Below are 12,361 nucleotides of genomic sequence, written 5' to 3' on the forward strand. Positions count from 1 at the left end.
ACTTTTAGCTAGGAATGATATCCGTTCGTACAACATAGGGTCAAGCCACGGGGTGACAAAAGAGTGAAGATAACAGTAAAGCGAATAGCAGGACTAAATATGTTAATTTTACCGATAGTAAAAGGCGAGTATAAAAAAGATTATAATTTAAAACACTTAACATGGTTTAAAGTAGGCGGTAATGCCGAAATTTTCTTTAAACCTTTAGATAGCGAAGATTTAGCAAGTTTCTTAATACAAAATAAGCAAAAATTACCTATAACTACTTTTGGAGCAGGCTCAAATATTATTATAAGAGACGGCGGCATAGAAGGGGTCGTTATAAAACTTGGTCAGAATTTTAGCAATATTGAGTTTATAGATGATAATCATTTAGTAGTAGGCAGCAGCTGCCTTAATTATAATTTAGCAAAATTCTGTCAAGTAAATGCTATTTCCGGTTTTGAGTTTTTAGTAGGTATTCCAGGGACTATCGGCGGCGGTGTTGCTATGAATGCCGGTGCTTACGACTCTGAATTTAAAGATATTATAGTGAAGATTGAAGCGATTGACTTTGCAGGAAATTTTCGAGCATTCACAAATGAAGAAATCGGTTTTAAATATCGCAGTAATAATTTACCGAAGGATTTAATTATTCTCAAAGCTGTTTTTAAAATAAATAAAGGCGATAGTGAAAATATATTATTACGGATGAATGAAATAAATAACGCAAGATCATCTACGCAGCCTATTAAAGAGCGTACGGGCGGTAGTACTTTTGCAAATCCTGAAGGGCTTAAATCTTGGGAACTTATTTACAAAGCGGGGCTTAGAGGTTATAGAATAGGCGGTGCTTCAATGTCGGAGCTTCATTGTAATTTTATGATAAATAACGGTGATGCTACCGCTAAGGATTTAGAAGATTTAGGTGATTTTGTCCGGCAAAAAGTATTTGAAAATAGCGGTGTTAAGTTAGAGTGGGAGATTAAGAGAATCGGATGTCATCCCGTGGCTTGTCCACGGGATCCAGAAATTTAATAATATAATGAACAATATTATGTATATATATTAGCTAGCGGGCGTAATGGTACATTATATATTGGAGTAACTTCAAGTATTATAAAACGTACTTATGAGCATAAGCATAAAATAATCAAAGGATTTTCTTCTAAGTATAACATAAATAAATTAGTTTATTTTGAGTAATATGACAATATTATAGCTGCAATTAATCGTGAAAAGTTAATATAAAAGACATTAGGAAATTAAATTTAATTGAATCTCAAAATCCAGAGTGGCATGATTTATATGAAAAAATTATTTTATAATTTTTTTACTGGATCCCGTGGACAAGCCACGGGATGACACGGAACGTAGCAACCATGGTATGACATTAATATAAGGAGTATATGCATAAATATCAAACACATTGGGTGGAACATTCTGAAGTCAAAATATTAAGCACTACCAGTAAAAAACATGTAGCGTTAGTAGCAGGCGGTATGTCTGCCGAGTGTGAAGTATCGTTAGTGTCAAGTGAAGGGGTTCGTAAAGCCTTAATTGAATTAGGATATAGAGTTACCTTTATTGATATGGGAGCAGATATTGCAGTTAGATTACAGGAAATAAAACCTGATATTGTTTTTAATTGCCTGCACGGTACATACGGTGAAGACGGTTGTTTACCAGGATTACTTAATATAATGCGGATTCCTTATACTCATAGCGGCGTGTTATCTTCAGCTTTAGCATTCGATAAAATACGTTCTAGGAGCTGGTTTTTAACGAATAATATTAATATGGCAGAAAGTATTGTTGTAAATAAAAGCAATGATGTAAGAAACGATCCTATGAAACGACCGTACGTTATTAAACCTCTTAAGCAAGGCTCAAGTATTGGTGTTGAGGTGATATTTGAGGAAGATAATTTTAACTTTGCCGATTATGATTTTCCTTACGGTGATCAGGTAATAATAGAGCAATATATAAAAGGGCGAGAATTGCAAGTAGCGGTATTAAACGGTAAAGCTCTTGGAGCTTTAGAGATTAAATTATTGAAAAATCGTTTTTATGATTATGAGACTAAATATACTGAAGGATTTGCTGAGCATCTTTGTCCTGCTCCGCTACCTGCTAATTTATATGAAAAATTACTTATAGAATCAGAAAAAATTTATAAAACAATGAATTGTAAAGGTCCTGCTAGAGCAGAGTTTATTTTAGAAGAGCAGACAAACAAATTATATGCTTTGGAGATGAATACTCACCCAGGTATGGCACCTTTATCAATAGTGCCGGAAATTGCAGCTTATGCAGGGATAAATTTTACTAACTTAATTGAAGAAATTATAAAGACGGCAAGCTTTGAATCATGAGAAAAAAAACAAGCTCCAATAAAAAAAAACAAACAAAAAAAACTAATAATATCTCATTACGCCGAAAATTAGGATTAATTTACAAAAAAGCAATATTAGGGCTTAAGATTGCTTTAATTATCTTTGTATGTCTATTTGTTTTTACAAAATATTTTGCCGACATAAAAACCTACTTAACAACAAATATATACCAAACAACAACAAAGCTTGGGTTTAAACTTGAGAATGTTATCATTGAAGGACAGCAAAATGTCGATGAGCCTACAATATTAAAGGTTTTAAATGCAAGTAAAGGTAGTCCTATTTTTGCTCTTAAATTAGACGAAATTAGAAATAATTTAAAGAAAAATAAATGGATCAAGGAAGTATATGTCAGTAGAAGATTACCAAATACGGTATATATAAAATTATTTGAAAGAGAACCTATTGCTATTTGGCAAATTAATAATCAGCTTTTCTTAGTCGATGAAGAAGGTTATGAAATTAGTAAAAATATTCAGCCTTTTCCTCATTTATTACATGTTGTAGGGGAAGGGGCAAATATCTATGCAGGTAAATTAGTACTAGAGCTACAGAAATATCCGGCATTAATGAATAAAACTTCAGCTGCCGTAAGACTCGGAGATAGAAGGTGGGATTTAAATCTTAAAGGTAATATAAGTATTAAGTTACCTGAAAAAGAGTTTGAAGAAGCATTAAAATATGTCGATGCACTAAATAAAGCTAACAAGCTATTTAACCAAAATTATAAGGCTTTGGATTTAAGGGATAAGAGTAAGTACTATATAGAGAAGTACTGAGAATCGTCATTGCGAGGAGAAACGTAGTTTCGACGTGGCAATCTTGTCAAGCATCCTGAGATTGCTTCGTCGAATTACTTTGTAATTCTTCTCGCAATGACGTTTTTGGAATAACAAGCATAAAAAAATGAAAGAGAAAATATCAAATTTTGTAACACTTGATTTCGGCAGTAGTAAGATTGCCTTAATTGCTGCCTATATTAGTAAAAAAGGTGAAATTAAAGTAGCTAGCCAAAATTTGCACCATTCTAAAGGTATTAAATCAGGAGTTATATCAGATTTAAAAAATGCTGAAACTAGCATTGTTTCGGCAATTTACGCACTTGAAAAAGATTGCGGTAAAAATATAAAAAAAGTTATATTATCATTATCGGGTGCTGACACTAAATCTTATTACATAAATTATACAATTAAAGTTAACGGGCAAACCGTAACGCAGCAAGATATTAAAAAGTTACTACAAAAAGCATTACTTGAATTTAAAGTTAAAAACCAAGAAATTATTCATTATTTTCCTCTTGAATTTACCCTTGATAATAATTCAGTCGAGAATCCTATCGGTATGTACGGTAGAGAGCTTAGTTGTGAATTACATATTATTGCAGCTAGTTCAAATATGCTATCAAATATTGTACAATGTTTCGCTAAATGTCATGTTGAAGTCACAAATATTACTCTAGCAATTTATGCTTCTGCTATTAGCTGTCTTACGAATGATGAAAAAAATCTAGGCTCGCTTATTATAGATATGGGGGATAAAACTACCTCTTTCGGCATTTTTTTTGCCGGTAAATTAATATATACGTGGCATGTAAATATAGGTAGTTTTCATATTAGCTCGGATATTGCTAAAGTCTTTGGTATTGATCTTGTTACGGCAGAGAAATTAAAAATTTTATACGGTAATGCAATTATACCTTTATTTGAGAAAGATAGTATTATAAATATGGATGATTTTCAGGTTGATACTCATCATAATTTAAATATTTCCGTAACAATTTATAAATTGGCTGAGGTAATAAGAGCAAGAGCCGAAGAAATATTATCAATGGTAAAAGCCGAATATGATAAAGCAACAAAAGGGCAGGTTGAAGTTTTTAGAGTTGTAATTACCGGCGGTGGGTCTCAGCTTAGAGGACTTAAAGAACTTTCAAATAAAATTTTTGAAAAACAGAGTAGAATCGGTAAACCGGAGATTATTGCCGGTTTTACAGAAGACTATAATCCGGCTATGTATTCAGCAACTATAGGAATGCTAAAAATTCATGCTCTAAAACAGCAAAAAGAATTCGCTCATATTAGACTTGATGAAAATAGCAGCTTCTTTAAAAAAGCTTTTGATTGGTTTAAGGAAAATGTTTGAATTTGATTATTATTTTTTTCTTGCTACTACTGTCGGAAAAATACCTTGAGAATCATATATAATTTCGAGGATTTGAAATCCTGCTTTTTCTAGCTGTTTACGTGTTTCGGCTTCTGTATGAAAAACTTGCCATGCAGCATTAATAATATCGCTAAAAATAACCTTTTGTTTTAAAGCATCCTCAATATTAACATTTTTCCATGTAGATTCCTTTGATAATGTTGGAGGAGGCGTTAAAAAGCTTGCAATTAGTATGCCGCTAGGTTTAAGCACTTTACTAAATTGTTTATATAGATCAGTAACTTTATCATCATCAAATTCATAAATATTAAGACCATTACTCGTAAGGATATCATATTCCTCGTGAATATCAAGGTTCCAAGCATCTTGTTGCAAAAAGTTAACATGCGTAAGATGATGCTTTTTAGCATTTTCTTGTGCTAGTTCTAAAGAAATAGCATCTAAATCAATCCCCGTCAGATGAATTTCTTTTATTTTGCTGTAATCTAATGTAAGCAAATCGTCCATAGTACCGCAAGGAACAGAAATAAATTTCATTCCGTCTTCTAACTTATCCTGAAATATTTTAAAGCGTTCTTGGGTAGCTTTAACAGAAGGAGCATGATACAAAATCCATCTTTCTAAAGGGTAGAGCTTTTCTTTTTTAAGACCATGAATTATTATATAAGATGTCCAATAACCATTAAGTCCTTTATTTGCCAACAAAAAACGACCTAACTCAAATTCACGTAATTGATCAAGTAAGGTAAGCTATTCATCTAACGGCAAAGAAGTAGTATGCTTGTTTTCTAACTCTTTTTTGAGTTGCGAAGCATCAAAAGTAGATTTAGTTAATCCATGATGCGTTATTAATCTTGGCATAAATTATATAGGGTTTGATTCTATGTTTTAGGTCTATGCTTAGAACAAATTAGTACATTCCCTTTAACTTCGATAATAAAAAGTCGGTCGCCTGTTTTTGCATCGATTTCGTTTGGTGCAAGATAAGCATTCATAATAGCACCGGACCATCTTACTTGTCCTACAGTATCAGAAGAGACGGTAGAACTATAAACCTCTACCGTTTTGCCTATCATATCCGAGTAATTTTCTGTTTTATCAGTTTTATTATAAACATATTTTTTAAGAGGATAATATAATATACAAAACCAAATAAGCGATAATATACCAAAAAATGTTATTTGATTTGTTAAGCTAACTAGGGGGTAGTTATATACCACAAGAGTATTTGATAATGCTCCAAGCCCAAAGAATAAGAATCCAATACTTGGAACTGCAAAGAATTCAACAACTACGCAAATTATACCGATTATTAACCATATTTCGGTGAGATAATTATTTATCATGAACATAAGTTTTTAAAAATAATATTACGTCAGCTATGTCTTGTGGTTTTGAGATACCGGCAAAGGACATTTTAGTTCCTGGTGCATAGCTACTTGGTTTATGTAAGAAAGCAAATAAACTATCATCATCCCATACGCCGCCAAGTTTTGATAGAGCAGGGGAATATTTATAGTCTGCTATGCTTGCTTTTGGTCTGCCTGCTACATCCCACAAATGAGGTCCTAGTTTATTTGGACCGTCTTTATCAAGGGAATGACACATTAAACATTTCTTGGCTATCTGTTGACCATTATCGGCATTAGCGGTTTTCATCAATTCCGGTATATTTACCGGTGCTTGCTCTATTGTCGTAGTATCTTGATTTTCTGTGGATTCCTGAACTGCAATGCTATAACCGCGATGTAAAACTTGTAAGTTTGGTTTGTATAATATATTTGCAACAAATCCAACCATCATAGCAATTAAACTAGCAAATAAGATGGCTGCAACAATTTTATTTAATTCTTTTCCAGACATTTATTTTATTTTTTTTATTAGAATTTATACTATAATTTAAGTTGTAAGAGAAGTTAATTAAATAAATAAAAGAAAAATTTATAAAAATATTGTTCTTTGGAGAGAAAAATAAATGTCTGATTCAAAAAAATCAAGGGTTAGAAAAATATTTAATAAGTTAAAATCTTATTGGACTAGTTTTAGACAAAGTAAAATCGGTAAAATATTATTTAGCAATAGTTTAAGTTATGCAGTTTCCGTAGCTTCTATAGTAATTGCGGTTTCCGGACTTTTTACTCCTATATCACCGATAATTATAGCTGTAGGTGTTGTTTCAGGAGTTAGCGTAGGAATTCAGGCTATAAATGAGACTTTAAAAGTGCATAGTTTGTGTAAACTTCATAAAGAGAATAATTTATTAGTACATAACAGAAATGCTAAAAGTCAGCAAGATTATATATTATCATTAGAACCGAGCTTAAAAGATATTTTAAAAAATGAATTATATACGCCGCAAACGGCAGGTAAGGATACTACTCAAGATAAGTATGAGTTAAATGTAAATAAATTGAAAAGTACAGGACGAATATTTGGAAATAATCTAGGTGGAGCCGCAAATTTGGCTGCCTCTATTATTAAAGGTGCTAGTGGTAATGTGCTTGATATATTAAAAGCTACGGGTTACGGTGTAGTTACGACCGCATCATTAATTATCGACGGTCTTACTGAAAAGGAAAAAATAGAAATAAAAGCAATATTTAAATTAAATATAAATGAAGAATATAAAAAACAATACACTCCTATATATGAAAATTTAGAACAATTAGAGGATTATACTAAGAATCAAGTATTGCAAACATTAGCTTTAAAAAAATTAATAAAGGATAAGAATTATTGGAGTATGAATAAAGACCAAAAAATACAAAAATTTCGAGAAATAAGAGGCAGTTTTAATTCTGAAATAAAAAGAAACGGTTTAGAAGAATTTTTTAGAGAAAATAAAATAACAATGGATAATAGAAAAGAGAGTTATGTTAAAGATATTAAAAATGTAATGAATCCATTTTATGAAAATCCTAGTAAAGCCGAAGGATATAGTCCTTTAACTAAAGCTATGGATAAAGATAAAGTTAATAATGCTGAAATAAAAAGGACGAAAAGTGAAAATTTAAGAAGGATGCAAAAAAGAAAGCGAAATTTAACAATATGAAATGATTATTATAACTCACTGCTAGTTACAAATTTGTAAGAGGTAGTATCGCTAAATATTTTATGCAATAATTCATTATTAAGAGCATGGCTGGTTTTGTAGCCTTTGATTGCACTTACAACGTTAGTGCCGCTGGTATATAAATCACCGAATAAATCTAATAGTTTATGGCGAACGAATTCATCTTCATAACGTAAGCCGTTTGGGTTTAAGATTTTATCCTGCTCATCTATTCCTATAGCATTCTCAAATGAGGCACCTTGGGCAAGCCCTTTGCTTTTCAAATAATTAACATCTCTTATAAAGCCAAAAGTTCTAGCATCCGCAATATTTTTAGTAAAAGATTCTTGATCCCTAAAACTTAGATTTTGTCTGCCTATAGCTTTACTGCTAAAATCAATGGTTAAATCTACAGTCATGTGATCGGAAGGAGTGCAATATAATTCACAATCTTTATGAACTACTTTTATATCTTTTAAAATTTTTAGATATTTTTTAGGAGCATTTTGTAATTTTTTACCTGCACATTCAATCATAAACACAAAAGGTTTACTACTGCCGTCCATAATTGGTACTTCAGGACCGTCAATTTTAATAATTGCGTTATCAATGCCACATCCCCAAAGCGCTGCCATTAAATGTTCAATTGTTGAAATTTGAACTTTATGATCATTACTTATAGTGGTAGATAACAAGGTATCGGAAACATTGAAATAGCTAGCTTCAATATAATTATTTTCAGAAGATATATCGGTTCTAATGAATATAATTCCGGTATTTTCTTTAGCGGGTTCTATAGTTAACTGGGTGCGTTTTCCTGAGTGAACCCCGATCCCGTAACAACTAACCGGTTTTAATAATGTACTTTGCTGCATTTTAGGCATTGTAAAAATATATTTAAATACTAATATTTAATGCCGAATTATACAAGTTATATTATGTTACAAAATATTACATAATCGTCATTGCGAGCGACTGAAAGCATTGTTGCATGGCTCGAGAAGCCGGCTCGGTGTCACCCCGTGGCTTGTCCACGGTATGACGTTAAAATCTATATAATTTATACTTAATAAAATACCAAAAATGATAAGCTACAAAACTACCGACTACGGCAAAAACGGAAAATAAGAAATCACTGCCGTTAATAGTGCCGTAAGGTACATGAGATGATAAAGCTCCGGCATATATACCGATGCTGCACATTGAAAAATACGAAAATAAAGCTGTTCTAAGTTCGTAATCCCTAAATTTATCAATTAGTATTAAAATATTGCAAATATAAATGGATCCTAAACAACTACCGATTAGTATTATATATAATATATTAAGGTTTTTATTAGTTCCATGAAGCGGTAGTAAAATAAAGCAGACTAGTAGAATTATAGTTAGTGATAAATTAGCCAAATATTTATTTACTTTGCTTAATATATAGCATATAGGAATTATAGAAAAACATATTGCTAGGAAAATATATTTTAGTATAAGTCTTAAATTAATTAATGCTAATTCTTTCTTTAATGCAAAAGCTTCATAATACCATAATATATCCAAGGTGACATAAGCAACTACTAAGCCTGTCAATAATTGTAATTCGACATTTTTTATTAAGGATGAAAATTTTGAATTTAAATTTAATTTATGAGATGTAGGATTATAATGCAGAAATTCGGTTAGTATATTGATACAGTATAACAATGCACAAATTACTATAGTATTATTTGTCGGTTTTATAAATGGATTTAATAAATCTACCATTAAGTTTCCACCCGCCCATAACAACATTATACAAGCTAAAAAAAAATATTTCTTTTCTTTGCTACTCTCAATAATGTCTAATGTTATAGAAGTGAAATATGAAAATGTTCCAAAATTAATTAAAATAAAATTAATTTTAATTAAAGTATAATTATTTAATAAAATTAGGTTTATTGTACAAATAATTAATAAAGATAAGCTAATTAAAATAATTTTTTTATTACTTAACTTATTAATTAACTGTGTTAAGGCAAAGCCTGCGATTATCGAACCTATAAATTTAGTTTGATTTATATGATTTATTTGTTCTCCGCCTAGATTTTTATTTATCAGTAAAAAGATTTTAAAATTATAAAAATTTATGGCATTGATACAGGAAAAAATAAATATTCCCAAAAGTGAGAAAAAAATAGTTTTGTAATCGTTTTTTAAAGTCATAAATTAAGTGTTTGCTAAACAATAAATACATGGTATATAACTCATAATTATAATGATTAAGATTATTATCTTAAAAATTAAAGAGATTCGTAATTCCATTATTTAAGTATATATGGATAGTTATTAGATTATCAGCTTTTAATCAAGTATGGTAGTCTTATTTATAATTTGTATATAATTATTGTTTAATTTTAAAAAAATTAATGAATTAAATAATATGAAAATATTTTAATGTAAGAAAAATAATAATATATTTTTTAGTATTTTAAAGAGGTGTTATTTGAAGTTTATCTAGAATTTCATTTTTGCTCTTTAATCATAGATAAATTATCTATTTAAATAAATTAATACAAGATAAGCAATGATTTTTCTTAAGATACAAGCATTATATTAATTATTTGTTCTTCAAGTTAGTGAGCAAGATAAATGAATAAAAAGATTATAATTGATGCTAATTTTCCAAGCGAAACAAGAGTAGTTTTATTAGGACAAAGCAACAATATAGAAGATATTGAATTTCGAACAACCGTAAGACAACAAAATAAAGGTAATGTTTATTTAGCAAAAGTCACAAGAATAGAGCCGTCGCTACAAGCTGTTTTTATAGAGTATGGAATGGATAAAAGTGGATTTTTACCATTTAGTGAAATTCATCCTAACTATTACAATTTGCCTGCCTCGGAGAGAAATTTTCCGGTTAATGCTTTTCCTGAAATAGCTCTTTCAAATATTACGGTTGAGGATGATAAAGAGAAACCGGCAGCTATATATGATTCTTTGGTTGATAGTGAAGAAATTGACCTAAAAACCATAGAAGATTTAGTAGAGAGTAAATTCCATTCAGAACTTAATTTAGAAGCAGCTGATGATATTGAAATTATTCAAAGCGGCACCTCTGAGTCAAATATTCCGCAATATAAACAATATAAAGTTCAAGAAGCAATAAGAAAAAACCAAATATTATTGGTGCAGGTTACTAAGGAAGAACGAGGAAATAAGTGCGCCGCTTTTACTACTTATATATCCTTGGCTGGTAAATATTGTGTTTTAATGCCTAATAAAGGTTCACAAAACGGCATATCGCGTAAAATATCAAACGGGGAAGAAAGAAAAAGACTGAAAGATATTTTAAATAAAATAGTAAGTGGTGACAAAAATGCTTATAGTGTCATTGTTAGAACCGCAGGTAGAGGAAGTAGCACCTTAGATTTAAAGAAAGACTATAATTATTTAGCAAGGTTATGGAATAAAATTCGTAAAAGTACTATTAAATTTCCAGCTCCGTGTTTTATTCATGAGGAAGATAGTATAATACGTAAAACCATACGTGATATGTGTGATCACAATGTTAAAGAAGTAGTGATTCAAGGACAGGAAGCCTATGAAGATGCTTCAAAATTTATGCAGGATTTATTATCTTCAGAGCTTTCAAAACTTAAAGAACATAAAAATAAAACTCCTATATTTACTAAGTTTCAAGTAGAAGAGCAATTAGTTAAATTATATCAGCCTGTCGTGACACTACCTTCAGGGGGATATATCGTTATTAATCCTACGGAAGCTCTTATTTCAATTGATGTAAATTCCGGTAAATCAACTTCTGAAAAAAATATTGAAGAAACGGCACTAAAAACTAATTTAGAAGCAGCCAAAGAAGTAGCAAAGCAAGTAAAGCTTAGAGATCTATCAGGTTTGATAGTTGTTGATTTTATAGACATGAGCGAAGCTAAGAATCGTAAAATTATTGAACGATCCTTTAAAGAGTTTTTAAGTCGTGATCGTGCTCGTATACAAACCGGTAATATTAGTCAGTTTGGACTACTTGAATTCTCAAGGCAGAGATTACGTTCTTCTTTCTTAGAAACTAATTCGGCAATTTGTTCTCATTGTAATGGTAAAGGAGTCATTAGAGCGAGTGACGCTAATGCTATGTTAATTTTACGTACTATAGAGAATGAAATTTTTGAAGAAAGAATTGATGTAATAAATGTTTTTACCAATATCGTTTCAGTTATTTATCTACTTAATAATAAACGTGCTGAGATAAAATTTATTGAAGAAAAATATAATATAAAGCTTAATTTTTATTCCGATCCTAATGCTACATCAGATAGTTATTCGATTGAAAAAGTGAAGCTGTTGAAGAAAAATAACGATAATGTTAATCCTGTTAAGCCGGTAATTCAGAATCATAGTGCCGATTATACTGAAGAAGAGCCGAAAAAAGAACAGTTACGCAAAAATAAACATAAATGGAAAACAGCTAATAATAGTAATAATATTGCTAATGAAGTAAAAGATAAGAGTTTAGAGGCAAAAGAACCGGTAGAGCAAACCGTAAGCGTTGTGGAAGAGGTGAAAGTTGTAGAAAGTAATACCGGCTTAGAAGAAGCACAAGCTGCTCCAAAAAAGACAAAACGTAGATATCGTAATAAAAAATCAAATAAGAAACGTCCTGCTAATACCGCCGAAGATACGGAAAAGAATGTAGAGTCTTGATTTGAGGGGTGGGTAGGTTATTGTTGTATGACTCCTCAATCGTCATTGCGAGCAGCCATAAGCTGCGTGGCAATCTCAT

The 12,361-nt window shown here is 30.7% G+C and carries 11 protein-coding genes and 1 pseudogene; 7 read left to right on the plus strand and 5 right to left on the minus strand.

Features of this window, described 5'->3' with window-relative positions:
• Positions 1-99: 99 nt before the first annotated feature.
• From murB to ftsA, 5 genes and pseudogenes are all read left to right on the plus strand, one after another.
• Positions 100-1,017 carry a UDP-N-acetylmuramate dehydrogenase gene (murB, locus tag MB29_RS06020; RefSeq protein WP_032139496.1) on the plus strand — a complete coding sequence of 306 codons (918 nt, stop codon included), beginning with the start codon at positions 100-102 and terminating at the stop codon, positions 1,015-1,017.
• Between the two features lie 27 nt (positions 1,018-1,044).
• Positions 1,045-1,307: pseudogene (locus MB29_RS12990) on the plus strand (GIY-YIG nuclease family protein).
• Positions 1,308-1,388: 81 nt separating this feature from the next.
• Positions 1,389-2,354 carry a D-alanine--D-alanine ligase gene (locus MB29_RS06025; protein ID WP_032139457.1) on the plus strand — a complete coding sequence of 322 codons (966 nt, stop codon included), beginning with the start codon at positions 1,389-1,391 and terminating at the stop codon, positions 2,352-2,354.
• A complete protein-coding gene (locus MB29_RS06030; protein WP_032139458.1) occupies positions 2,351-3,154 on the plus strand; it encodes a cell division protein FtsQ/DivIB in 804 nt (267 codons plus the stop codon). The genes MB29_RS06025 and MB29_RS06030 overlap by 4 nt, the downstream gene beginning before the upstream one ends.
• Before the next feature lie 127 nt (positions 3,155-3,281).
• The gene (ftsA, locus tag MB29_RS06035) at positions 3,282-4,517 is read left to right on the plus strand and encodes a cell division protein FtsA (RefSeq protein WP_032139459.1); all 1,236 of its coding nucleotides are present in this window, start codon (positions 3,282-3,284) and stop codon (positions 4,515-4,517) included.
• Positions 4,518-4,526: 9 nt separating this feature from the next.
• Here the strand turns inward: ftsA and MB29_RS08710 are convergent, their stop codons facing one another.
• The 3 genes from MB29_RS08710 to MB29_RS06050 all read right to left on the minus strand — a co-directional run bounded on the left by MB29_RS08710 (position 4,527) and on the right by MB29_RS06050 (position 6,401).
• On the minus strand, positions 4,527-5,243 hold the full coding sequence (locus MB29_RS08710; protein ID WP_233418977.1) for a methyltransferase domain-containing protein: 717 nt from the start codon (positions 5,241-5,243) through the stop codon (positions 4,527-4,529).
• A gap of 176 nt (positions 5,244-5,419) precedes the next feature.
• Positions 5,420-5,890: an NfeD family protein gene (locus MB29_RS06045; protein WP_032139460.1), complete on the minus strand. Its 471-nt coding sequence runs from the start codon at positions 5,888-5,890 to the stop codon at positions 5,420-5,422.
• Positions 5,874-6,401, minus strand: coding sequence for a c-type cytochrome (locus tag MB29_RS06050; RefSeq protein ID WP_032139461.1), 528 nt, complete (start codon positions 6,399-6,401; stop codon positions 5,874-5,876). The genes MB29_RS06045 and MB29_RS06050 overlap by 17 nt, the downstream gene beginning before the upstream one ends.
• A gap of 112 nt (positions 6,402-6,513) precedes the next feature.
• On the opposite strand from MB29_RS06050, the gene MB29_RS06055 reads away from it, so the two are divergent.
• The gene (locus tag MB29_RS06055; protein ID WP_032139462.1) at positions 6,514-7,590 is read left to right on the plus strand and encodes a hypothetical protein; all 1,077 of its coding nucleotides are present in this window, start codon (positions 6,514-6,516) and stop codon (positions 7,588-7,590) included.
• Between the two features lie 8 nt (positions 7,591-7,598).
• Here MB29_RS06055 and lpxC read toward each other — a convergent pair whose 3' ends face one another.
• Positions 7,599-8,465: a UDP-3-O-acyl-N-acetylglucosamine deacetylase gene (lpxC, locus tag MB29_RS06060; RefSeq protein ID WP_032139497.1), complete on the minus strand. Its 867-nt coding sequence runs from the start codon at positions 8,463-8,465 to the stop codon at positions 7,599-7,601.
• Between the two features lie 169 nt (positions 8,466-8,634).
• On the minus strand, positions 8,635-9,783 hold the full coding sequence (locus MB29_RS06065; RefSeq protein ID WP_032139463.1) for an MFS transporter: 1,149 nt from the start codon (positions 9,781-9,783) through the stop codon (positions 8,635-8,637).
• A gap of 426 nt (positions 9,784-10,209) precedes the next feature.
• Between MB29_RS06065 and MB29_RS06070 the strand changes: the two genes are divergently transcribed.
• Positions 10,210-12,282 (plus strand): Rne/Rng family ribonuclease, encoded by a 2,073-nt coding sequence (locus tag MB29_RS06070; RefSeq protein WP_032139464.1) that lies wholly within the window; start codon positions 10,210-10,212, stop codon positions 12,280-12,282.
• Positions 12,283-12,361 lie beyond the last annotated feature (79 nt).

Origin of the sequence: Rickettsia tamurae, assembly GCF_000751075.1 — a bacterium.
GTDB classification, from domain to species: Bacteria; Pseudomonadota; Alphaproteobacteria; order Rickettsiales; family Rickettsiaceae; genus Rickettsia; species Rickettsia tamurae.

Bases quoted from the DNA above. Each gene is read 5' to 3' on its own strand.
- MB29_RS06025 (WP_032139457.1), top strand. From the start codon at position 1,389: ATGCATAAATATCAAACACATTGGGTGGAACATTCTGAAGTCAAAATA.
- MB29_RS06055 (WP_032139462.1), top strand. From the start codon at position 6,514: ATGTCTGATTCAAAAAAATCAAGGGTTAGAAAAATATTTAATAAGTTA.
- MB29_RS06065 (WP_032139463.1), bottom strand. From the start codon at position 9,783: ATGACTTTAAAAAACGATTACAAAACTATTTTTTTCTCACTTTTGGGA.
- murB (WP_032139496.1), top strand. From the start codon at position 100: ATGTTAATTTTACCGATAGTAAAAGGCGAGTATAAAAAAGATTATAAT.
- ftsA (WP_032139459.1), top strand. From the start codon at position 3,282: ATGAAAGAGAAAATATCAAATTTTGTAACACTTGATTTCGGCAGTAGT.
- MB29_RS06030 (WP_032139458.1), top strand. From the start codon at position 2,351: ATGAGAAAAAAAACAAGCTCCAATAAAAAAAAACAAACAAAAAAAACT.
- MB29_RS06050 (WP_032139461.1), bottom strand. From the start codon at position 6,401: ATGTCTGGAAAAGAATTAAATAAAATTGTTGCAGCCATCTTATTTGCT.
- MB29_RS06070 (WP_032139464.1), top strand. From the start codon at position 10,210: ATGAATAAAAAGATTATAATTGATGCTAATTTTCCAAGCGAAACAAGA.
- MB29_RS06045 (WP_032139460.1), bottom strand. From the start codon at position 5,890: ATGTTCATGATAAATAATTATCTCACCGAAATATGGTTAATAATCGGT.
- lpxC (WP_032139497.1), bottom strand. From the start codon at position 8,465: ATGCAGCAAAGTACATTATTAAAACCGGTTAGTTGTTACGGGATCGGG.